The 21449-nt window shown below is 58.0% G+C and carries 18 protein-coding genes; 6 read left to right on the forward strand and 12 right to left on the reverse strand.

Annotated elements, in window-relative coordinates; translation table 11 throughout:
- Positions 1–38: 38 nt before the first annotated feature.
- A complete protein-coding gene (locus tag SPH27_RS02745; protein ID WP_182071708.1) occupies positions 39–1100 on the reverse strand; it encodes a YncE family protein in 1062 nt (353 codons plus the stop codon).
- Positions 1101–1341: 241 nt separating this feature from the next.
- Here SPH27_RS02745 and pqqU point away from each other — a divergent pair, with 241 nt between their 5' ends.
- On the forward strand, positions 1342–3456 hold the full coding sequence (pqqU, locus tag SPH27_RS02750; protein ID WP_182071709.1) for a TonB-dependent receptor PqqU: 2115 nt from the start codon (positions 1342–1344) through the stop codon (positions 3454–3456).
- A gap of 119 nt (positions 3457–3575) precedes the next feature.
- Here pqqU and SPH27_RS02755 read toward each other — a convergent pair whose 3' ends face one another.
- From SPH27_RS02755 to SPH27_RS02765, 3 genes are all read right to left on the reverse strand, one after another.
- Positions 3576–4244 (reverse strand): GntR family transcriptional regulator, encoded by a 669-nt coding sequence (locus SPH27_RS02755; RefSeq protein ID WP_023311981.1) that lies wholly within the window; start codon positions 4242–4244, stop codon positions 3576–3578.
- A 255-nt stretch (positions 4245–4499) separates the two neighbouring features.
- Complete coding sequence (locus SPH27_RS02760) at positions 4500–5540, reverse strand: NADP-dependent oxidoreductase (RefSeq protein ID WP_182071710.1); 1041 nt, start codon at positions 5538–5540, stop codon at positions 4500–4502.
- 65 nt (positions 5541–5605) lie between these two features.
- A complete protein-coding gene (locus SPH27_RS02765; RefSeq protein WP_023311983.1) occupies positions 5606–6181 on the reverse strand; it encodes a helix-turn-helix domain-containing protein in 576 nt (191 codons plus the stop codon).
- A 148-nt stretch (positions 6182–6329) separates the two neighbouring features.
- Here SPH27_RS02765 and SPH27_RS02770 point away from each other — a divergent pair, with 148 nt between their 5' ends.
- Together SPH27_RS02770 and SPH27_RS02775 are read left to right on the forward strand one after the other, a co-directional pair.
- On the forward strand, positions 6330–6848 hold the full coding sequence (locus tag SPH27_RS02770) for a GNAT family N-acetyltransferase (protein WP_033145680.1): 519 nt from the start codon (positions 6330–6332) through the stop codon (positions 6846–6848).
- A complete protein-coding gene (locus SPH27_RS02775; protein WP_033145681.1) occupies positions 6845–7294 on the forward strand; it encodes a DMT family transporter in 450 nt (149 codons plus the stop codon). The genes SPH27_RS02770 and SPH27_RS02775 overlap by 4 nt, the downstream gene beginning before the upstream one ends.
- A 3-nt stretch (positions 7295–7297) precedes the next feature.
- On the opposite strand, the gene SPH27_RS02780 is transcribed toward SPH27_RS02775, so the two are convergent.
- Both SPH27_RS02780 and SPH27_RS02785 read right to left on the reverse strand, forming a co-directional pair.
- Positions 7298–7531: a YdcY family protein gene (locus SPH27_RS02780; protein ID WP_047647612.1), complete on the reverse strand. Its 234-nt coding sequence runs from the start codon at positions 7529–7531 to the stop codon at positions 7298–7300.
- A gap of 56 nt (positions 7532–7587) precedes the next feature.
- Complete coding sequence (locus SPH27_RS02785; protein WP_032656839.1) at positions 7588–9186, reverse strand: ABC transporter substrate-binding protein; 1599 nt, start codon at positions 9184–9186, stop codon at positions 7588–7590.
- 283 nt (positions 9187–9469) lie between these two features.
- On the opposite strand from SPH27_RS02785, the gene SPH27_RS02790 reads away from it, so the two are divergent.
- The 3 genes from SPH27_RS02790 to SPH27_RS02800 are packed head-to-tail and all read left to right on the forward strand — an operon-like array spanning position 9470 to position 15970.
- A complete protein-coding gene (locus tag SPH27_RS02790) occupies positions 9470–10810 on the forward strand; it encodes an SrfA family protein (RefSeq protein ID WP_207167501.1) in 1341 nt (446 codons plus the stop codon).
- Between the two features lie 4 nt (positions 10811–10814).
- Positions 10815–13796, forward strand: a complete 2982-nt coding sequence (locus SPH27_RS02795) for a virulence factor SrfB (protein ID WP_048977278.1) — start codon at positions 10815–10817, stop codon at positions 13794–13796.
- Positions 13793–15970 carry a virulence factor SrfC family protein gene (locus SPH27_RS02800; protein WP_182071712.1) on the forward strand — a complete coding sequence of 726 codons (2178 nt, stop codon included), beginning with the start codon at positions 13793–13795 and terminating at the stop codon, positions 15968–15970. Before SPH27_RS02795 ends, SPH27_RS02800 begins: the two co-directional genes overlap by 4 nt.
- 71 nt (positions 15971–16041) lie before the next feature.
- Here the strand turns inward: SPH27_RS02800 and SPH27_RS02805 are convergent, their stop codons facing one another.
- The 6 genes from SPH27_RS02805 to SPH27_RS02830 all read right to left on the reverse strand — a co-directional run bounded on the left by SPH27_RS02805 (position 16042) and on the right by SPH27_RS02830 (position 21445).
- On the reverse strand, positions 16042–16797 hold the full coding sequence (locus tag SPH27_RS02805) for an alpha/beta fold hydrolase (RefSeq protein ID WP_182071713.1): 756 nt from the start codon (positions 16795–16797) through the stop codon (positions 16042–16044).
- Positions 16798–16883: 86 nt separating this feature from the next.
- Positions 16884–17057, reverse strand: coding sequence for a GhoT/OrtT family toxin (locus SPH27_RS02810; protein WP_003856960.1), 174 nt, complete (start codon positions 17055–17057; stop codon positions 16884–16886).
- Positions 17058–17240: 183 nt separating this feature from the next.
- Positions 17241–18665, reverse strand: coding sequence for an aminobutyraldehyde dehydrogenase (patD, locus tag SPH27_RS02815; RefSeq protein WP_182071714.1), 1425 nt, complete (start codon positions 18663–18665; stop codon positions 17241–17243).
- A 24-nt stretch (positions 18666–18689) separates the two neighbouring features.
- A complete protein-coding gene (locus SPH27_RS02820; protein WP_029741505.1) occupies positions 18690–19496 on the reverse strand; it encodes an ABC transporter permease in 807 nt (268 codons plus the stop codon).
- Complete coding sequence (locus SPH27_RS02825; protein ID WP_023311994.1) at positions 19486–20430, reverse strand: ABC transporter permease; 945 nt, start codon at positions 20428–20430, stop codon at positions 19486–19488. The genes SPH27_RS02820 and SPH27_RS02825 overlap by 11 nt, the downstream gene beginning before the upstream one ends.
- 1 nt (position 20431) lies before the next feature.
- On the reverse strand, positions 20432–21445 hold the full coding sequence (locus tag SPH27_RS02830) for an ABC transporter ATP-binding protein (protein ID WP_096151124.1): 1014 nt from the start codon (positions 21443–21445) through the stop codon (positions 20432–20434).
- Between the last annotated feature and the right edge of the window lie 4 nt (positions 21446–21449).

Consider the following 21449-nt stretch of genomic DNA (forward strand, 5'->3'; position numbering starts at 1 on the left):
GCATCAAAAAGGGAAGGCAAATGCCTTCCCTTTTTTATTTACAGCGCGATACGAATGACGTCGTCAGGCTGGGTGGCTTCCTGCTGGCGAGTCGATTTTTGTTTCACCGTCACGTACAGGGTTTTGCCATCCGCAGAGAGCGCCAGGCTGTTCGGGTAGACCGGCGTGTCGAAGGTTTTTGTGACCTTATACGTTTTCGCGTCAATCACGCTCACCTTACCGGCTTCACGATGCGTCACATAGGCTTCATTGCGGGCCGGGTTAAACAGGACCGCCAGTGACTCCGGCGCGGCGATTTTCTCGATCACGCTGCCGTCTTTCAGGTTCACCACCAGCACTTCCGGCTGTTTTGAATCGGTCAGGAACGCGCGCTGGCCGGCGGTATCGAGGCTGAGGTTCAGGTAGAAGTGCTCTTTACCGTCATCCTGCACCTTTTTGCGGCTCAGGATTTTATTGGTGGCCGTATCAATGGTTACCAGCTCGCCGTCCGCATTCGTGGTGTACAGACGTTTTGCCTGCGCATCCAGCGCCAGACCGGTGCTGTACGTACCGGTATTGGCAATGGTCTCTTTCAGCTTCAGCGTTGCGCCATCCACTACCCAAATCACGCTCTCTTTGCCGACGCCGGTGATGTAAATCGTGTTACTCGCGTCATCCGCCACCAGCTGGCGCGGCTGCAGCGGTTTCACGGTTTCACTGCGCTGGCGTTTATCAAGCACCAGACGCCCTTTCACGTCGCCCGTTTTCGCATCGATGGCCGTCACCGCGCCGTTGATGGTGTTGCCAAACCACAGGGTTTGCGTCGCGCCGTCGAGCGTGGCGCCAAAGGGTTTGAGATCGCTATGAATCGCCTGCGTCACGTCCAGCGTGACCGGGTCAAGGCGATAGATAACCCCGCCCTTATCGGTTTTGCGGCTTTGCGAGGTCGCCACCCACAGCGCATTCTCCTGCTGGCTGACCGCCATTTCATACGCCCCTTTGCCCACCGCTTTACGCAGCACCTCTTCGGCGGCATGCACCTGGAACGTCCCGGCAAGCAGTAAAGTGGCAGACAGCAGTGACAGGCTCAGACGCGGCGAGCACAGATGACGTAAAGACATAACAATTCCTTTTCTGAAAAGAGGGGTTGGGCTGACATCACTTCCGGCAGGCAACGTCATGGCATTGCCTTTTGATAATGAGAATAGTAATCATTAATGAACTGAATGTGGAGTTTTTCTTTCGCGCTTCGCCTTTCATTAACGCAATGTGCGGTTATAGTTTTCAAAACATTTACAAAACCTTTAACATGTATGGACATGTTCCATTTGGTTCGTTTATACACCACAACCGGTTTTATTCATGAAAATCATTTCTGCCCGTAAGGCTTCTCTCCCGCTGCTGCTGGTTCCCGTTATTTTCGCGCCGCTAACCGCAATGAGCGCGGAGGAACAGACCATGATCGTCAGCGCCTCGCCGCAAACCGTATCGGAACTGGATACCCCGGCCGCGGTCAGCGTCGTCAATGGCGATGACATGCGCCACGCCGCGCCGCGCATCAACCTGTCTGAATCTCTTGGAAGCGTCCCGGGACTGCAAATTCAGAACCGCCAGAACTATGCCCAGGATCTCCAGCTTTCAATGCGTGGGTTTGGTGCCCGCTCAACGTTTGGCGTGCGCGGTATCCGTATGTATGTCGACGGTATCCCTGCCACCATGCCGGACGGACAGGGCCAGACCTCTAACATCGATCTCTCCAGCGTGGAGAGCGTTGAAGTGCTGCGCGGCCCCTTCTCTGCCCTGTACGGCAACGCCTCCGGCGGCGTGATTAACATCAACACCCAGACCGGGCAGCAGCCGCCGACCATTGAAGCCAGCAGCTATTACGGCAGCTACGGTACCTGGCGCTACGGCATGAAAGCCACCGGCGCGATGGGTGACGGCACCCACGCGGGCGATGTGGATTACACCGTTTCCACCACCCGCTTCACCACCAAAGGCTACCGCGACCACAGCGGCGCGCGGAAAAACCTCGCTAACGCCAAACTGGGCGTGCGCATTGACGACGTCAGCAAGCTGACGCTGATTTTCAACAGCGTGGACATGAAGGCCAACGATCCGGGCGGGCTGAGCTATCAGGAGTGGCAGAACAATCCGCGTCAGTCTCCGCGCGGCGATCAGTACAACACCCGCAAGACCATCAAGCAGACCCAGGCCGGTCTGCGCTACGATCGTCAGCTCAGCACCCAGGACGATCTCAGCGTGATGATGTACGCCGGCGAGCGTGAAATGACGCAGTACCAGTCGATTCCGTATCAGCCGCAGCTGAAAGCCTCCCACTCCGGCGGCGTGATCGATATGCAGCGACACTATCAGGGCGTGGATACCCGCTGGACGCACCGTGGCGAGCTGCTGGTGCCGGTGACCTTTACCACCGGTCTGAACTACGAAAACCTGAGCGAAGATCGCCGCGGATACGAAAACTTCGTGATGAACAACGGCGTGCCGGATTACGGCGTGAAGGGTGACAAGCGTCGAAACGAACGTAACCTGATGTGGAACGTTGACCCTTACCTGCAAACCAGCTGGCAGCTGACGCAGAAACTGTCGGTGGATGCGGGGGTGCGCTACAGCTCGGTGTGGTTTGATTCCAACGACCATTACGTTACGCCGGGCAACGGCGATGACAGCGGTGACGCGAGCTATCACAAGTGGCTCCCGGCCGGTTCCGTGAAGTATGCGGTAACGGACGCATGGAACCTCTACGCTGCCGCAGGGCGTGGATTCGAAACGCCAACCATCAACGAGCTCTCCTATCGTGCCGATAACCAGGGCGGCCTGAACATCGGCCTGCAGCCGTCCACCAACAACACGTATGAAGTGGGCAGCAAAACCCGCATCGGCAATGGCCTGCTGACCGCGGCGCTGTTCCGCACCGATACGGATGATGAGATCGTGGTGGATGCCAGCTCTGGCGGGCGTACCAGCTATAAAAATGCCGGTAAAACCCGTCGTCAGGGGGTGGAAGTCTCCCTCGACCAGCAGTTTGCCGAGAACTGGAAGCTGAAGATGGCATGGACTTACCTGGATGCCACCTACCGGACTAACGTCTGCAGCGATGCAGACTGTAACGGTAACCGGATGCCGGGCATTGCACGCAACATGGGTTACGCCTCGTTTGGCTGGCAGCCGGAGGAAGGCTGGTACGCGGGTTCAGACGTGCGCTACATGAGCGACATCATGGCCGACGACGAGAATACGGCGAAAGCGCCATCGTATACGGTGGTCGGGCTGAACACCGGGTACAAATTCAACTACGGCAGCTGGGGCATGGACGTCTTTGGCCGCGTCGATAACCTGTTCGATAAAGAGTACGCGGGCTCGGTTATTGTCAACGAGTCTAACGGTCGTTATTACGAGCCTGCACCAGGCCGTAACTACGGGGTCGGGCTGTCGGTCTCTTATCGCTTCGAGTAAGCGATAAGAAAAGTTTATTTAATTAATGAAATAACGCTCCTGATGGCAATAAACCATCAGGAGTTATTCACCAGATAAATAATTAGGGGCGAAATATAGTCGCTCTGCTAAATAATCTCTTAGTTAAAATATTGTCGCTGTAAAAGCAAATTCGCTTCATCAATCACCTTATCAATCGCCTTCTGACAGGCAACAACATCTCTTCGCTCCAGGGCGGAAAGCAGTTCGTCATAGTGATATGTCGAGGCTTTGATGTCGTTAAGCTCCTGATGCAGATAGTTCATACAGGGCCCGATGCGTACCCACAGCTGCTCAATTAATGCATTAAGCGTAGGCATTTCCGCATACTGATAAAGCGTAAACCGGAAGACGCGATTCGCATGCAATGCCTGCTGGACGTTCCCGTTGCGCATGGCCTCATGAAAGGCATCCGACAATTTGCGCAACGCCTCCAGTTTGCTATCAGACATATTCTGACAGGCTGCGGCGACCGCCATCGGCTCAAGCTGCTTGCGAATGGCGTTAATCTCGTTATAGCGCTCCAGCGTGACCTCCGGAACCAGAAATGCCTGCGCCGGCGTGGCGTGTAACGCCCCTGATGACACCAGGCGCAAAAGCGCCTCGCGAACAGGGGTAATACTGGTTCCTAATTTATCGGCAATCTCTTTCGTAATCAGTCGTGCCCCAGGTTTGAGTGAGCCTGTAATTAACGCTCCTTTCAAACTGTGTTCAACTTGCATGGTAAGACTGACCCTTTGGGCTTTTTCTAAGTGGTCCAAATCAAGCATGTTCAATTCCTGTAGCTAAAACTTAATGCTATTTTTAAACGCCATTTTTAATAAAACGACGCTGGTCCGATATATCCTGTATCGTCATGCCTGGTGGTGGGAAGTACGTAAAAACATCAAAAAAGCAAAGTTTGTTTTTTTTATTGGTTCCGGGCCCATCCGGGATGCGGGCGCGAAATGCCATGTCCATTAATTAAAGACAATATATCGTATCTTCACAAATAAATATGGCGGGAAACCCCGCCATAGTGCTGTTTATTTATTGTCACCCGCGACGCGAATCACGACTTTGCCGAAGTTACGCCCTTCGAGCAGGCCAATCAGCGCCTCGGGCGCGTTCTCCAGCCCGTCCGTTATCTGTTCACGATAGTGGATTTTGCCCTCCTGCACCCAGCGTCCCATTGCTTCCTGGAACTCTTTAATGCGGTGACCGTAATCCTGGCCGATGATAAAGCCCTGCATACGAATGCGTTTCTTCAGGATGGTCGCCATCAGGAGCGGCAGGCGATCCGGCCCCTCGGGCAGGCCCGTCGCATTGTAGCCGCTCACCAGGCCGCACACCGGCACGCGCGCGGAGGTATTCAGTAACGGCAGCACGGCGTCAAATACTTTCCCGCCGACGTTTTCATAATAGACGTCAATCCCGTTCGGGCAGGCGCGTTTCAGCTGTTCGGCAAAGTCGGCCGCGTGGTGATCCAGACACAGATCAAACCCGAGGACCTCAACGGCATGGCGGCATTTTTCAGCCCCACCGGCGACCCCGACCACCCGGCAACCTTTGATTTTACCGATCTGCCCGACGGTCGCGCCAACCGGGCCTGTCGCCGCGGCGACCACCAGCGTTTCGCCCGCTTTTGGCTGCCCGATATCCAGCAATCCCATATAGGCGGTAAAGCCCGGCATGCCCAGAATACCCAGTGACCAGGAAGGATGAGACGGATTTTCGCCCAGCTTCACCAGGCCGCTGCCGTCTGAGAGTTCATATTCCTGCCAGCCGCTGTAGCCCAGCACCCACTCACCCGGTTTGAAATCGGGATGATTCGACTGCTCAACGCGGCTGACCGTTCCCCCCACCATTACCGCGCCAATCTCAACCGGAGGGGAATAGGATGGCGCATCGCTCATGCGCCCCCGCATGTACGGGTCCAGCGACAGCCAGACGGTGCGCAGCAAAAGCTGTCCCTCAGCAGGGGCGGCAACAGGCTGCGTTTCGAGACGAAAATTTTCCGCGACCGGCGCACCCTGTGGACGAGAGGCCAGTACCCAGCGGCGATTTTGCGAAACAGGTTGATTCATCGGGATCTCCTTCTGGTACAAATGTCATTACAGCCTGGCTCACGATCGGCGTTATCGCATTAGCATTACGAGGCAGACTGGTTAAGCCGTACGACCAGATAGATGCAGGTTTCATTCGTTTCGTTGATGAACCGGCAGTCATTTGGCGGCCCCAGCTCGAGGCAGTCTCCGGCGTGCATTTCGTGGCGCGTATCGCCCTCCTGAAACACCAGCTCGCCGGACTGGAGCCAGATAAGCTGACGTGCCAGCGCGTAAGAAGATGCAGGCATCGGAACATCGCTGCCCGCGGGCAGTTCAACCTGAACAAGGTCGATGGGCAGATCGGTGCGGGGAGAAACATGGCGGCGGAGGTAGTGCGTCTGTGGGTCGCGCCAGACGGGCTGGTTTGCAAGGCGCAGCAGCTTGCCCTCCTGCATTTCGGCCCGGGCAATGAGCGTGGACATGCTGATGCCAAACGCGCCGGACAGACGGGCCAGCAAGGTGGCTGTCGGGCTGCTGTCTCCGCGTTCTATCTTATGGATCATCGCGCGCGAGACCCCGGCCCGGTCAGCAAGCTCGCTCAGGGACCATCCGCGAGACTCGCGTTCAAGGCGAATTCTTGCGCTAATCCGTTGATTCATTGTGTCTGTTATGGTGTTCATGACGTCATACTATAGTGTATGAACGGCATTTCAATGGGCTTTTGATAACAAAAAAATATGGCTTATGCCGTAGCGATCGGGCGATACGATTGTGTAATATCGTAGGAATAACGTAATACTATAGTAAACAACACACAGAGGGTTAATCATGATCGTTCGTCATGCCTGCAAGGAAGACTGCGCTGCGATAGGCGAAATCTACAACCACGCGGTGCTGCATACTGCCGCGATCTGGAACGATAAAACCGTCGATACCGATAACCGAATCGCCTGGTTTGAGGCGCGCACGCTCGCGGGTTACCCGGTTCTGGTGAGTGAGGAAGACGGCGTTATCACCGGTTACGCCTCTTTCGGCGACTGGCGCGCCTTCGACGGTTTCCGTCATACGGTTGAGCATTCGGTCTACGTCCACCCGGACCATCAGGGAAAAGGCATTGGCCGCACGCTGATGATCGCGCTGATTAACGAGGCCCGCGCCATCGGCAAACACGTGATGGTGGCCGGTATTGAAGCGCAAAACCATGCCTCGATTCATCTCCACGAAACGCTTGGTTTTGTCACCACGGGGCAGATGCCGCAGGTGGGAACCAAGTTTGGCCGCTGGCTGGACTTGACCTTTATGCAGCTGCAGCTGGACGAGCGCAGCGATCCGGACGCCATCCCATGAATCAATCCCTGACCCTGGCGTTTCTGGTGGCGGCGGGAATAGGTCTGGTGGTGCAAAATACCTTAATGGTGCGCATCACCCAGTCCTCCTCCACGATCCTTATCGCGATGCTGCTGAACTCCCTGGTCGGCATTGTGCTGTTTGTCAGCATTCTGCTGCTGAAACAGGGCGCAGCCGGATTCAGCGAGCTGGCCGCAACGGTGCGCTGGTGGACGCTTATCCCGGGGCTGCTGGGGTCATTTTTCGTGTTTGCCAGCATCAGCGGATATCAGAACGTTGGCGCGGCGACGACTATCGCCGTGCTGGTAGCAAGCCAGCTGATTGGCGGGCTGGTGATGGACGTGCTGAGAAGCAACGGCATTCCGCTGCGCGCCCTGATTGGCCCGGTATGCGGCGCGGTGATGCTGGTCGTCGGGGCCTGGCTGGTGGCGCGACGCCAGTTTTGAACGTTACAGTATGGTGCCGCCTTTGGTCAGCTGTTCCTCACGCGCGTCCAACTCCTCTTTATGCTGCTTACCGTGGTGCGAAATCGCGGTACGCAGACGCTGCTGCTGGGTGTAGCGTTCTTCACGGCTGAGCTCTGCGTCATCGCTTAATTCGATCAGCAGTTCATTCATGTGGGTAATCACGCTCTCTTCGATGGCGGCATCGACACGGGCGGTAACTTCATTTAAATGTGACATTGTCACTCCTTGTTATGTGCCCGGTGGCGGCTACGCCTTACCGGGCAATAAAACGCTTAGTTCAGCTTCGCCTTAGAGAAATCGCTGCCCATCAGGCTCACGCTGTATCCGGTGACGTTGCTGCGGGTCGCATAGAACGTTTTCCCGTTTGCCAGTGCGATCCACGGCGCCTGCTGGTAGAAAATCTCCTGCGCCTGACCGTAGAGTTTCGCACGCTCGGCCGGGCTGCTGGTCAGCTTCGCTTTTTGCACCAGATCATCATAACCCTTATCGCACCAGCGCGCGGCGTTTGATCCGGTTTTAATGCTGTTGCAGCCCAGCAGCACGTCGGCAAAGTTGTCAGGGTCGCCGTTATCGGACATCCAGCCAAACAGCGCGGAGTCATGTTCGCCTTTACGCATCCCGGAGAGATATTCGCCCCACTCGTAAGAGACAATTTTGGCCTTCACGCCGACTTTCGCCCAGTCGCTCTGGATCATCTCCGCGATACGACGCGAGTTCGGGTTGTACGGACGCTGAACCGGCATTGACCACAGCGTGACTTCCGCCCCCTTCTCCAGCCCCGCCTGCTTCAGCAGCGCTTTCGCTTTTTCAGGATCGTAGCTGTAGTCCTTCAGGTCTTTATTAAAGCCCAGCATATTTGGCGGGATCGGCGATTTTGCCACCGTACCGGAACCCATAAAGACCGCATTGACGATAGCCTTCTTGTCGGTCGCGTAGTTAAGCGCCTGACGCACCAGCACGTTATCAAACGGTTTTTTCTCGGTGTTAAACGCCAGATAGCCGACGTTCAGCGCATCGACCGAGTGCAGCGTCAGGTCTTTGTTGTTCTTGATGGCGTCAAACTGAACCGGGGACGGTGCAGGAATAATCTGGCACTCGTTGGTCTGCAGCTTCGCCAGACGGGTTTCCACGTTCGGCGTGATGGAGAAGATGAGATGCTTCGTCGGCACCTCGCCTTCCCAGTAGTTCGGGTTAGCAACGTAGCGAATCAGCGAATCCACCTTGTACTGCTGCAGGACATAAGGCCCGGTACCAATCGGCCAGGTGTCCACGTTTTCAGGCGTGCCTTTTTTCAGCATCGCGTCGGCGTATTCGGCGGAAAGAATCGAGGCGAAATCCATCCCCCAGTCGGCAAGAAACGCGGCGTTAGGCTCGCTGAGGGTGAACTGAACGTGATAGTCGTCGACCTTTTTCACGTCCTGAATCAGCTTATCGAGCCCGACGTCGTTAAAGTATTCGTAGTTGCCCTGTGACACGTTGTGATACGGGTGTTTAGGGTCTTTCTGACGCAGAACCGAGAAAATAACGTCATCGGCGTTAAAGTCGCGCGTCGGTTTGAAGTATTTATTGCTGTTGAACTTCACCCCTTTGCGCAGGGCAAAGGTATAGGTCTTGCCGTCCGGCGAAATCGTCCAGGACTCCGCCAGCGACGGGACCGGGGTGTTTTTCACCGGGTCAAAGTTGATCAGGCGATTGTACAGTACCTGAGAGCTGGCCACAAAAGACGGGCCAGAGCTGGCGATTTGCGGGTTGAAGGACTCGGGGGACGCTTCAGAACAGTAAATAAGGGTGTCGTTGTTTGCCGCCCATGCGGCACCGGCTGGTAACAGCGCGCTCAGCGCAAGGGCGAGCAGTGTTTTCCCTGTAGACATGGTTATAACCCTGACAGTTTTATTATATAAGACAGTAATAACAGCACAGGCGATATGACCTGGCAAATAACGAAACACTATCAGGTTATTCTAAAGCCGCGTTTTTTGCTGTTTTAACAGCCAGCGCCCGAAAAGGTGATTTGCCTTAAGGGCCATTATTCGTCAAGCACAACCGTCACTTTCTATGCCGCAAGAAATCGGTCCTTTTAGCGTCTCTTCCCCCGTTTGGTTGCTTCCTCGTTTCGTTAAAGTAACGGTGTGAAGAAGTATATGGGATCAAATCGTGGCAAAAACTCTTTTACGCAGCGGTAACCTGGATGACTTTCAGGCCGTGGGCGGCGGCGGACAAGCCGTTTTTGAATCAGCGTTACAAATCCGGGAAGCGCTCCGGTTGCGCAAACAACAGGCCATCGTCGACTGTCTGGCTATTCCGCAGGTCAACGACAGCGGTGACCGCGTGGACTGGTATTCCCCCGTTGAAGGGAGCGTAACCAGCTGGAAAGCGGCCGATGAAGATGACCGTTATCGCGCCCTGCGCTACCTGGAAAACACGCTAGCCAGCGTTGAGTCGTTAAGCAAGAAATGCCTCCTGTCGCCCAAAACCGCGCAGCAGCTTTTTGGTTCTCTGCTGTCGAAGGCGTTTCAGTTCCCGGGTGAAAACTTCCTCTTCCTGGTGGACGGAAAGCCGGTCATCAGCTTCTGGGGGTTTGTAAACCTCAACGAAAATGCGCGCGACGATGTTCTCGACTGCCTGCGTGAATCGCTGGTCCCTGAGCCCGCCCCCGTTGTGATTGAAGATCCTGAACCCGAGCCTGAGCCAGAACCGGTTGTAGCCTTTGAACACGCCGACGAGCCGCTGATCGCCCCTTCCACGGTGGTGCGCATCACGCCGGAAGATCTGTATGAGCCAGAGCCGGCCCCGGCCGTTGCGCAACCCGTTCAGGAACCGGCTGTGCCGATCGTCGCGAAAAAGCGCCGCGTTCCCCTGTGGACGCTGCCGGTTGCCGCAGTAATCGTTGCCGCCATTGCCGCACCGCTGCTGTGGCCAAAACAGTCGCCTTCCGCTGAGCCCGCCCCTGTGCCCGCACCTCAGCCCGTTGAGATTGCGCCAAAGCCGATCAAAGCGGTTGAGCCGCTGGCCATGAAATTACCGCTGCATCAGGCAGAGGTCCTGGCAAGCAAAGAAAAAGAGCCTGCGCCTGCGCCACAGCCTGCCCCGGTGGTGATTGTCGCCATCCCGAAAGATGCCATGGTGATGGAAGCGAATCAGGTGAAAGCGGGATCGACGCGTTTCCTGAACGGCACCTGGCGTGCGGTTCTCGACGTGAAAGATCCGGTTACCGGCAAGCCGCCGTCAATGCGCTATCAGATCCAGAACAATAAGGGCTTCGCCCGGGTTGTCCATGGCGACAACGTTGTCTGCCGCGCGGAGGTCTTCTCCGGCCTGCACAGCAACGGCGAGCTGATGATTAAAAGTCGCGGTACTGCCCGCTGCACCGACGGCTCCCGCTACCCGATGCCGGAGGTTGCCTGTAAAGCAGGCGCCAGCGATATCGCAGAATGTCGCGCCCGTTATGATGCCAATACCGTCGTTCCCCTGACGTTCAAGAAAGCAGGTGCCTGATCCTATGCTGGTTAATCTTTGCGACTATAAACAAAGCGTCACGCTTATTGCCAACAGCGGCGTGCAGTTCCTTGATTTCGGTCTGACGCCGCAGGACACCGCCAGCAACGGGCGCTTCGTACGTAAAACCGCGAACGGCCCGCTTCTGCGGCTCGATTTCGACCTGGTTAACGGGCGCTATACCGTGCCGGGAACGAACGGCGGGCAGCCTGAAGTGGTTAAGCCGGAAACCACCATCCCGCTGCATCAGTCCCTGGCGGTGCTGGACGGCGTCTGGCTTCCGGTTCCGTTCCTGCGCTTCAACCCGCCGCGAACCTTCGTTGAGGGGCCGGATAACTGGGCCCGCGTTCAGGTGCGCAGGCTGGATACACCCGATACGGCAGGCAATACGCACCGCGTCACGCTCGCCCTTGACAGCCAGATTGCAGAACACGCCACGTCCGCCCTGTCCCCGGTTGAAAACGATATTCTGAACGGGACCCGATTCGCGCTGGCCTGGCGAGACAACGAAGTTGAAAGTTTCCTCGACCAGACCTGGATTGACGGCTGGCTGCGCGAGGCCTTTACCCAGTATGCCGACGGCGTTGAAAACCGCTCAGAACGCGATCTCCAGCAGGCGATGCGCGGGTTTGAATATCAGGCCCACTGGCTTAACCTGCTGACCATGCTCGGTGAACAGCTCACCGTGCCGGAAGTGAAATTTGTTACCCATACGCTCAGCACGCCTGCCATTCCGGTCGACCTGATCCTCGACGTGGGCAATACCCACACCTGCGGCGTCATTATCGAAGACCACGGCGATGCGAACGATGGCCTGCGCCAGACCGCCGAGCTGCAGGTACGCTCATTAAGCGAGCCGCAGTTCCTGAATGCGCCGCTGTTCACCAGCCGTCTTGAGTTTTCGGAAGCGCGTTTTGGCAAGCAGCACTTCTCGGTTGAGAGCGGTCGCGAAGATGCCTTTGTCTGGCCGTCGATTGTTCGCGTGGGCGATGAAGCCCGCAAGCTGGCGATGCAGCGTCTGGGGACCGAAGGCAACAGCGGCATCTCCAGCCCGCGTCGCTACCTGTGGGATGAAACGCCGGTCGTGCAGGACTGGCGCTTTAGCCAGATGAACAGCAAAACCCAGCGTGAGCCGCTTGCCACCGCGTTTCCGCTGATGAACCTGATGAACGATGACGGCGAACCGCTCTTCACGCTGCCGCAGGACGAGCGGCTGCCGGTCTTCTCGCCGCAGTACAGCCGCAGTACGCTGATGACGCACATGCTGTGCGAGCTGCTGGCGCAGGCGCTGGGGCAGATCAACAGCGTCGCCACGCGCCTGCGTCTGGGCTTCCCGGCATCGCCGCGCCAGCTGCGCACCCTGATCCTGACCCTGCCCTCGGCCATGCCAAAGCAGGAGCGCGAGATTTTCCGTCGCCGCATGTTTGAAGCCATCGCCATCGTCTGGAAAGCGATGGGCTGGCACCCGCAGGATGAGGATTTTGTCACCCGCAAACAGCAGGATAAAAGCGTGGTGCCGGTTCCTGAAATCCAGATGGAGTGGGATGAAGCCAGCTGCGGTCAGCTGGTCTGGCTGTATAACGAAGCGATCTCCCGCTTTGGCGGTCAGACCGAAGCCTTCTTCGCCTCCCTGGCCCGCCCGGACCGTGAGCCTGAGCCGGGTAGCCAGCCAGGCCGCGCGCTGCGCGTCGCGTCCATCGACATCGGCGGCGGCACAACGGATATGGCGATTACCCATTATCAGCTGGATGACGGTTCCGGCAATAACGTCAAAATCACCCCGCAGCTGCTGTTCCGTGAAGGCTTTAAGGTCGCGGGCGACGATACGCTTCTGGACGTGATTCAGCGCTACGTGTTGCCTGCCCTGCAAACGCAGCTGCAAAAATCCGGTATCGCGGACGCCTCGCTGCTGATGGCGTCACTCTTCGGTGACTCCGGGCGCATAGACACCCAGGCCGTACTCCGCCAGCAGACGGCGCTTCAGCTGTTTATGCCGATTGGCCACGCTATTCTTGCCGCGTGGGAATCGAGCGACGTTGACGATCCGTTGGCCGGTCTGCATGCCACCTTTGGCGATCTCCTGCCGCAGAAACCGACCCGCAACGTCATGAATTATCTGCAGCAGGCGATCGACCATGCCCTGCCTGCGGGTTCAGACGCGTTTGACCTGTTCGCGGTGCCGCTGCACGTGAATTTCCGCGAAATGCAGGATGCGATGCTGGCCGGGCAGTTTACGCTGGCCTCGCCGCTTCACGCGGTGTGCGAGGCGATATCCCATTACAGCTGCGATATTCTGCTGATCACCGGACGCCCCGGCTGCCTGCCGGGCGTTCAGGCGCTGATTCGCCATCTGCAGCCGGTGCCGGTCAACCGCATCGTCTGGCTGGATAAATACCAGGTGCACGAGTGGTATCCGTTCAGCCAGCAGGGGCGCATTGGCAACCCGAAATCGACGGCCGCCGTGGGAGCCATGCTCTGCAGCCTGGCGCTCGACCTGCGTCTGCCGCGCTTCAACTTTAAAGCCGCGGACATTGGCGCGTATTCCACCGTGCGGTATCTCGGCGTGCTGGATAACACCGTCAATACCCTGCGCGAAGAAAACGTCTGGTATCAGGATATCGACCTCGATAAGCCGGGCGCGAAGCTCGACGCGCGTCTGCACTTCCCGCTGCGCGGTAACGTCACCCTCGGCTTCCGCCAGCTGGCGAACGCGCGCTGGCCCGCCACGCCGCTCTACACGCTCAGCATCAACTCGGCTGAACTGGCGAAAGCCATTGCCGGTGACGGCGTGCTGAACGTGCGGCTGAAGCTCTGCGGCGGCAGCAAGCAGGAAGGCCCTGAGGCCTTCGAGCTGAGCGATGCCTGGCTGCAGGACGGCACGCCGGTTGCGCCTGACGCATTAACCTTCAAACTGAATACCTTGGCCGATCGCCGACACAGCGGTAGCCACTACTGGATCGACAGCGGGAGCGTATACCTGAAATGACAGCGACGACGACAACCACTCAGGCCTTAATCGGGTGGATTAATGAGACGCGCCTGAACGCCCCTGTGCTGGATAACGATGCTGACGCCCTGCTTGCTCGCATCAACGCGGCGCAGGCGCGGGAGCAGGCCATTGAACGCGCCATGACCCGCCAGAGCAGCATTGGGCTTTACGGTCATTCACAGAGCGCGAAAGCCCATCTGCTGTTATCCCTGTGCGGCAGCGGTAATGGACGCCTGAACGTGACGCCGGGCCAGCGCACCTTTGACTATTTTTCGCATATCAATCCGGGACATGCCCTGACCAACATGGCCGTCCGCTTCACGCCGGAAAGCCCGGAGGTGGCGGATGAGGCGTTCCCGCTGCGTCTGAGCCTGGTCACCGAGGCCGAGCTGGTACAGCTGTTTATTGCCCGCACGACGCTGCATCCGCAGATGCGCGCGGTGGATAAGGCGGTCATTGAGACACGTCTGGAGAAATGGCGCGGGCTGCGCCAGCCGCAGGGCGTGCCCGGCATCACGGCTCAGGAAGTGGGTGCGATAGCCCGCTTCTGGCAAAGCACCGTACCCGCCGCTAAGCAGCAAATTGATGATGCCCTGTGGCATGAGTTCGCCCGGCTGGTGCCTTCTCTCGATCTCAGCACGCGAGCCAGCGTCTGGTCGCTGCTGTGGGGCGAGCAGCAGGAGTTGACCCAGCAGTGGTTAAAACTGGCCCATGTGCTGCACCAGACCAGCCATGCCGGCGAGCTTGCTGCCCCGCTTAGCCTGCTGGTGGACAGCTTTGGCCTGCCGGGTGAAGGGTTCCTGACGCACGACGGCACGTTAGATCTTCAGGACGCGCAGGAGACGCTGCTTCATCCGCTAAATAGCGGTGAAATGCTTAACGCCATCAGCATCCCCGTCGACGTGCTGGCCTTCCTGACCCGCGAGCTGGTGCTGCCGGTTGAGAACGGCGCGCTGGATAACGTCGATATTATTGATATTCCTGTTTTTGAAGATAACCGTGCCGACCCGCTACGCCAGGCGAAGTCCCAGTGGCTGCTCGAGCATTACCGTCAACAGCTTCAGCCGGATGTGCTGGTGATTTGTAATGCGACGGCGCAGCACGAGCAGACGGCCAAAAAAGCAAAAGTGCTGATGAACTGGGTCAAGGAGACGCAGCCTGCTGAAGAATCTGCCCTGCCGGGGCTGGTATGGGCGATTACGCCACACGACGCCCGCTTTACCACCCGACAGAATCTCGATGAAGCCGTACAGCATCTGCTCGGAAAGCCGGGTTTACGCTGGGGCACGCTGCAGGCGCTGGACAGTCACAGCATGCAGCGCGTCATCGAATGGCTGTCTCAGGCCACGTTACCCGCCCAGCGACAGAAGCGTCTCGGCATGCTGAAAGGCTTGCTGCGACAGGAGCTCTCATCGCTGATGCAAAGTTATCTGGCACCGCTGGTTGAAGAGCCGGGGACAAGACGCGCTCAGGCCGAAAGCATGGTGCGCACGCTGCAAAACAGCGCCGCCCGCCACGGCGAACTGCTTGAAGGCCTGCTGCCGCCGCTGAAAGCCTTTGAAACGCTGCTCGCCGTTCAGCAGCCGCGCGAGGAGCAGGTGAACGGGCTGTTTACGGACACTATTGACCTGTTTGCCGAGAATACCCAGGAAAGCAGCGGCCTGTTCCAGACAAAAGACAAAGCGCGTCTGGCGCACAGAGTCTGGATAAATCATCTGCGTCAGTGGAGCCGCAATGAGGCCACGGCCGCGCGCCTCGGGCTGGAGCCTTCGGTATTACAGCAAATCGCGGATGTGCTGGTGGTCACCAGCTACCGGCTTAATCTGCCACAACAGCTTCAGCGCATTGTCGAAGCGGATAAAAGCAGCGCGGCACAGCTGCATGCCGTGATGGGCAATTTCATTGGCTGGCTGGGTTATGACCAGACGCCCGTGGCTACACGTCCGGCAAGCCGCATCCGCAAGGGGCAGGCAATCTTCGTTACGCCGGTGGTCAGCAGCGCGGAGCCTCGATTGACGCGCCTGGGGGAACAGCCTGTGCATGCGGCCACCGCGTACGTTTACGACTGGCTGGTCGCACTCTATAGCCGCGCGATAGAGAACATTGATTACCAGCATCCGCATGATGTTCAGCCTGACGCACGTCAGGCACTACGGGCTTTGATAAAGTAGCCGCCTTTGTTGCCGGGTGGCGCTGCGCTTACCCGGCCTACATTTCGCAACGATGATAAATTGCACAATAATCACATCGTCATACACCCGGCTAACGTCTGTGCCAGCGCAGACGGGTTTTCCCACGACATCGAATGCCCCGCCGCTGGGATAATTTTTACCTCAACGCCCTTTTGCTTCAGATCGTCCACATCGTCATCCGGCAGAGACAGCTCGCCGAAAATCAACGTTACCGGGCAAGGAAGTGACAGGAACTGCGCTTCCCATTCGGGCTCAACGCCCGCCACCAGGCTCGATGCGCCCCGCCAGACGGCATATGGCGCATTGCTCTGCAGACATCCCGCCCACGCCGTTTTTTCCGCGCTGAGCATGGCGTCATAGCCCTGCGTCAGAAACTGCTGCTCGGTTTGCGCTGCAATAGACCGGCTAACCCCCCCCCCACCCGCATGAAAATTGGGCTCTGACACCATCAGCCCCTTCACGCGCGACGCCAGCAGCCCGGCCGTTTCGATAGCAATGCTGCCGCCCATGCTGTGGCCGTATAACCAGAAGGCATCCAGATTTAGGTGGTCAATCAGCTCCGCCACAACGTGGGCCTGGTCGGTGGTTTTATAGCTGTAGCGTTCAGGCTTGTCGCTGTAGCCGCTGCCGGGCAAGTCGATGAGAATCGCTCTGCGCGCGCCAAACAGCGGGTCATGAACGACACGGGGATATTCATAGGAAGAGGCGCAGCCCAGCCCGTGAAGGAACACCACGGGATCGCCGGTGCCGGGCAGGTCATGCCAGCGCACGGTACAGCCGGCCTGCTGCGAGTAAAAACTGTTCATAAGCACTCCTTTTACGATGCACTGTGTATTTATACAGTTACCGTATCGGGAATGCCATATTCATCTTTTAAAAATGGAAGCGTGCTTCAGAAAAGCGAGATCAGCAGCGCAACGGGAAAGCTCATTGGCCAGGTTGACCCCACCAGAAAAGCGCTGAGCAGGCGGATACGTTTGCGGTCTTTGGAGAGGAACCAGGTAATTAATGCGCAGATGGAAGCCATGATTGCGTAGAAAACCAACATCTTTTGATACAACGTCATTCTGTATACCAGAGCCGAAAAAATAACCGCACGCAATATGCGTCATATGTTGATACAGATCAAGTTTTTTCGTTACAGAATAACCACTTAAATATTACGGATAATAACAATTGAGTATCTTGCGTAACACTCATGGCGGGCGTGGGAAACGCCTGGCCGCGCATGCGGCCAGGCATAGCGGGCTTAGTGTTTGATCATGACATGCCGCACGACCGTATAATCCTCAAGCCCGTAGACCGACATATCTTTGCCGTAGCCGGATAATTTCATGCCGCCGTGCGGCATTTCGCTCACCAGCATAAAATGGGTATTCACCCAAGTGCAGCCGTATTGCAGCCGCGCGCTCAGGCGATGGGCGCGGCCCACGTCTTTGGTCCAGACCGATGACGCCAGGCCATACTGCGAATCGTTCGCCCAGGCCAGCACCTGCGTCTCGTCGTCAAACTCGGTGACGCTCACCACCGGGCCAAACACCTCGCGCTGAACGATAGCGTCGTCCTGCTTTGCCCCCGCCAGCAGGGTTGGCTGGAAGTAGTAGCCTGCCCCCTCTTTTTTGCTCCCGCCGGTGACAACGCGGATGTGGCCGAGCGCTTTCGCCTCATCGACGGCCTGACAGACGCGTGAAAGATGGGCCGCCGAGCTGAGCGGTCCCAGTTCGGTTGAGGCATCCTCCGGCGCACCCATTTTGAGGGTAGCGACCGCTGCACCCAGCTTTTCCACCAGCGCGGCATAAATGCCCTTCTGGGCATAAATACGGCAGGCCGCCGTACAGTCCTGTCCGGCATTGTAGAAACCAAACGTCCGCACCCCTTCGACAACCGCATCCAGGTCGGCATCATCAAAGACGATAACCGGCGCTTTACCGCCCAGCTCCATGTGGGTGCGTTTAATGGAGGACGCGGTATGGCCGATGATATGTTCCCCGGTAGCAATCGAACCGGTCAGCGAGACCATACGGACTTTTTCATGCCCGGTAAGCGGGTCACCGACCGTTTTACCCCGGCCAAACAGGACGTTCAGAACGCCTGCCGGGAAGATATCTTTTGCCAGCTCCCCCAGCTTCAGCGCGGTCAGGGGCGTGATCTCTGAGGGCTTAATCACCACGCAGTTCCCAGCCGCCAGCGCGGGTGCCAGCTTCCAGGCCGCCATCATCAGCGGATAGTTCCAGGGGGCAATAGAGGCAACCACGCCCACCGGATCGCGGCGGATCATCGACGTGTGACCGTCAAGGTACTCCCCGGCGGCCAGCCCGTTCAGACACCGGGCGGCCCCGGCAAAGAAACGGAAAACGTCGACCACCGCCGGAATTTCATCTCCCAGAGCACAGTGCAGCGGCTTGCCGCAGTTGAGGGATTCGAGCCGGGCAAAGTCCTCCCCATGCGCTTCAATCGCATCCGCCAGCTTCAGCAGGCACTCGGCACGGGTTTTCGGCGTGGTTTGCCCCCACTCACCAAAAGCACGGTCGGCCGCCTGAACCGCCGCGTCGACCTGAGCCGCTGACGCCTCGGCAATCTCCAGCAGGAGTTCTCCAGTGGCCGGGTTATAGACCGGCTGTTTTTCTCCCTCTCCGGTTACCAGTTTTCCCTCTATCAGCAGTTGTGTTTGCATAGCATTTTCCTGTTGAATTCACTGTTATTTCCCGCTGCCGGCGATATTCTCGCCGTCGCGGGTTAGCCACCAGGCTCCCAGAATGGGAATAGTTGTCACCAGCATCACCAGCAGTGCTACGACGTTGGTGACCGGCACGTCGCGCGGACGACCGAGCTGATTGAGCAACCACAGCGGTAACGTGCGCTCGTGTCCCGCCGTAAACGTTGTGACGATTATCTCGTCAAACGACAGGGCAAACGCCAGCATTCCCCCGGCCAGCAGCGCGGAACCCAGATTGGGCAGCACCACATAGCGGAAGGTTTGCCATCCGTCGGCCCCGAGATCCATCGACGCTTCCACCAGGCTCCAGGAGGTGCGTCTGAACCGGGCAATCACGTTGTTAAACACCACCACCACGCAAAAGGTGGCGTGTCCCACCACGATGGTGAAAAAACCCGGCTCAAGGTCAATCGTTTTGAATGCCGTCAGCAGCGCCAGACCGGTGATGATCCCCGGTAACGCAATCGGCAACAGCAGCAACAGCGAGATCGCATTCTTGCCAAAAAACTCGCTTCGCCACAGCGCCGCTGCAGCAAGCGTGCCAAGCACAAGGGCAATCGCGGTGGAGAGCGCGGCAATCTGAAGTGACAACGTCACGGATTCAATAATATCGCCGCGCCCCGCCGCCACGCTGAACCACTTCAGCGTCAGCCCCTGCGGCGGAAAGCTGAAGGCCGCGTCTTCGGTATTAAAGGCATAGGTCGCGATAATCAGCAGCGGGAAGTGCAGGAAGATAACGCCTCCCCACGCTGCCACTTTCAGGAACAGCGGTGCGCGTTCAGAGTGCATCGAATGCTCCCAGACGTTTCACGAACGCCAGATAGAGTGAAATCAGCACGATGGGCACCAGCGTGAACGCGGCGGCCATGGGCATATTGCCAATGGCACCCTGCTGCGAGTAGACCATATTACCGATGAAGTAGCCCGGCGGCCCCACCAGCTGTGGAACGATGAAATCCCCCAGCGTCAGGGAAAAGGTGAATATTGAGCCCGCGGCAATACCCGGGATCGCCAGCGGCAGAACGACGTAGCGAAAGGTCTGACGAGGGCGCGCGCCGAGGTCGGCTGAGGCCTGCAGTAGCGAGGCAGGCAGGCGTTCCAGCGCCGCCTGGACGGGCAGGATCATAAACGGCAGCCAGATGTAGACGAAGACCAGAAACCGTCCCAGCCCGGAGGTGGACAAGGTGTTGCCGCCAATCGCCGGGAGCGTAAGGAGTGAGGTCAGGATCGGCTCCAGCCCCATATGGTTGAGAAACCACTGCGCCACCCCGTCCTTCGCCAGCAGCAGCGTCCAGGCGTAGGCTTTGACGATGTAGCTCGCCCACATTGGCAGCATCACGGCGATATAGAAAAATGCTTTCCACTTGCCGCGGGTGTATCGCGCCATGTACCAGGCCATCGGGAAGGCCAGAATGGCGCTGGCAATCGTCACCGCAATCGCCATGGTTAACGTGCGCAGGATGATGTCGTAGTTTGCCGGGTTAAAAAGCGCCTGAATGTTCGCCAGGGTCAGATCCGGCGTGACGGCCATGGTGAAATCGTCAAAGGTGTAAAAACCTTGCCACAGCAGGGTCAGAAGCGATCCTAAATAGACGATGCCAAACCACATGAGCGGCGCGAGCAGAAGCAGGAACAGGCCGAGCGACGGTTTACGCCAGAACAGCGCCGTCATGCGGCTTAAGCGCCCATGCGAGGCGGGAGGATGCGCAACGCTCATAGACATTTCACCTCTCCTCGTGCAGGCGAATCATCGCCTCGCGTGACCACGACGCCATCACCGCCTGCCCCGGCGCAATGCCGCTCAGCGGCGAGGTTTCACTGAGATTGGCCTGGCTCACCAGCAGTTTGGCGCCATCGGCGAGCTTCAGCTCCAGCCGCGTGGCTGCTCCCTGATACTGAACGGCCTGCACGATGCCCTGAACCTGAACCTCTCCCACCTCATTAAGGCGAATATGTTCCGGGCGCAGGGAATAGCTACCTTCCATGCCGCATATTTTCTGCGCAAGGCCCGCATCAAAGACGTTGGACGTGCCGACAAAACCGGCGACAAACGGCGTGCGCGGACGCATGTAGAGATCGCGCGGGGTATCCACCTGCTCGATGCGCCCGTTATTGAACACCGCCACCCGGTCTGACATGGAAAGGGCCTCGCCCTGATCGTGGGTGACAAAAATAAAGGTGATGCCGAGTTCCTGCTGAAGCTTCTTCAGCTCGAACTGCATCTGTTCACGCAGTTTGAGATCGAGCGCACCTAAGGGCTCATCCAGCAGCAGGACGCGCGGCTCATTGACCAGCGCCCGGGCGATGGCGACACGCTGCCGCTGGCCGCCGGAAAGTTGCGAGGGTTTGCGGGCAACGGCAAAGCTCAGGCCCACTTTTTCCAGGGCATCACGGGCCTGCGCATGGCGTTTTTTCCTGTCGATGCCTTTGACCATCAGCCCGTAGGCAACATTGTCGAGAATCGACATATGCGGGAACAGCGCGTAGTCCTGAAAGACGGTGTTCACATCCCGCTCCCAGGGAGGCAGTTCGCTCGCCTCTTTGCCGAAGATAGAAATCGTGCCGCCTGACAGCTGTTCAAAACCCGCGATCAGACGCAGGCAGGTGGTTTTGCCGGAGCCCGAAGGCCCCAGCATGGAGAAAAACTCTCCGTCACGAATAGCAATGGTGACCCCATCCACCGCCCGTACGTCGCCGTACAGACGGGAAACGTTGTTAAACTCTACCGCGTACGTCATGTTC

Origin of the sequence: Enterobacter sp. A103 (genome assembly GCF_034427535.1) — a bacterium.
In the GTDB taxonomy this organism is placed as follows: Bacteria; Pseudomonadota; Gammaproteobacteria; order Enterobacterales; family Enterobacteriaceae; genus Enterobacter; species Enterobacter asburiae_B.

Excerpts from the sequence above, each read along its gene's own strand:
- SPH27_RS02745 (WP_182071708.1), bottom strand. The coding sequence starts at position 1,100 with ATGTCTTTACGTCATCTGTGCTCGCCGCGTCTGAGCCTGTCACTGCTG.
- pqqU (WP_182071709.1), top strand. The coding sequence starts at position 1,342 with ATGAAAATCATTTCTGCCCGTAAGGCTTCTCTCCCGCTGCTGCTGGTT.
- SPH27_RS02755 (WP_023311981.1), bottom strand. The coding sequence starts at position 4,244 with ATGCTTGATTTGGACCACTTAGAAAAAGCCCAAAGGGTCAGTCTTACC.
- SPH27_RS02760 (WP_182071710.1), bottom strand. The coding sequence starts at position 5,540 with ATGAATCAACCTGTTTCGCAAAATCGCCGCTGGGTACTGGCCTCTCGT.
- SPH27_RS02765 (WP_023311983.1), bottom strand. The coding sequence starts at position 6,181 with ATGAACACCATAACAGACACAATGAATCAACGGATTAGCGCAAGAATT.
- SPH27_RS02770 (WP_033145680.1), top strand. The coding sequence starts at position 6,330 with ATGATCGTTCGTCATGCCTGCAAGGAAGACTGCGCTGCGATAGGCGAA.
- SPH27_RS02775 (WP_033145681.1), top strand. The coding sequence starts at position 6,845 with ATGAATCAATCCCTGACCCTGGCGTTTCTGGTGGCGGCGGGAATAGGT.
- SPH27_RS02780 (WP_047647612.1), bottom strand. The coding sequence starts at position 7,531 with ATGTCACATTTAAATGAAGTTACCGCCCGTGTCGATGCCGCCATCGAA.
- SPH27_RS02785 (WP_032656839.1), bottom strand. The coding sequence starts at position 9,186 with ATGTCTACAGGGAAAACACTGCTCGCCCTTGCGCTGAGCGCGCTGTTA.
- SPH27_RS02795 (WP_048977278.1), top strand. The coding sequence starts at position 10,815 with ATGCTGGTTAATCTTTGCGACTATAAACAAAGCGTCACGCTTATTGCC.
- SPH27_RS02800 (WP_182071712.1), top strand. The coding sequence starts at position 13,793 with ATGACAGCGACGACGACAACCACTCAGGCCTTAATCGGGTGGATTAAT.
- SPH27_RS02805 (WP_182071713.1), bottom strand. The coding sequence starts at position 16,797 with ATGAACAGTTTTTACTCGCAGCAGGCCGGCTGTACCGTGCGCTGGCAT.
- SPH27_RS02810 (WP_003856960.1), bottom strand. The coding sequence starts at position 17,057 with ATGACGTTGTATCAAAAGATGTTGGTTTTCTACGCAATCATGGCTTCC.
- patD (WP_182071714.1), bottom strand. The coding sequence starts at position 18,665 with ATGCAAACACAACTGCTGATAGAGGGAAAACTGGTAACCGGAGAGGGA.
- SPH27_RS02820 (WP_029741505.1), bottom strand. The coding sequence starts at position 19,496 with ATGCACTCTGAACGCGCACCGCTGTTCCTGAAAGTGGCAGCGTGGGGA.
- SPH27_RS02825 (WP_023311994.1), bottom strand. The coding sequence starts at position 20,430 with ATGTCTATGAGCGTTGCGCATCCTCCCGCCTCGCATGGGCGCTTAAGC.
- SPH27_RS02830 (WP_096151124.1), bottom strand. The coding sequence starts at position 21,445 with ATGACGTACGCGGTAGAGTTTAACAACGTTTCCCGTCTGTACGGCGAC.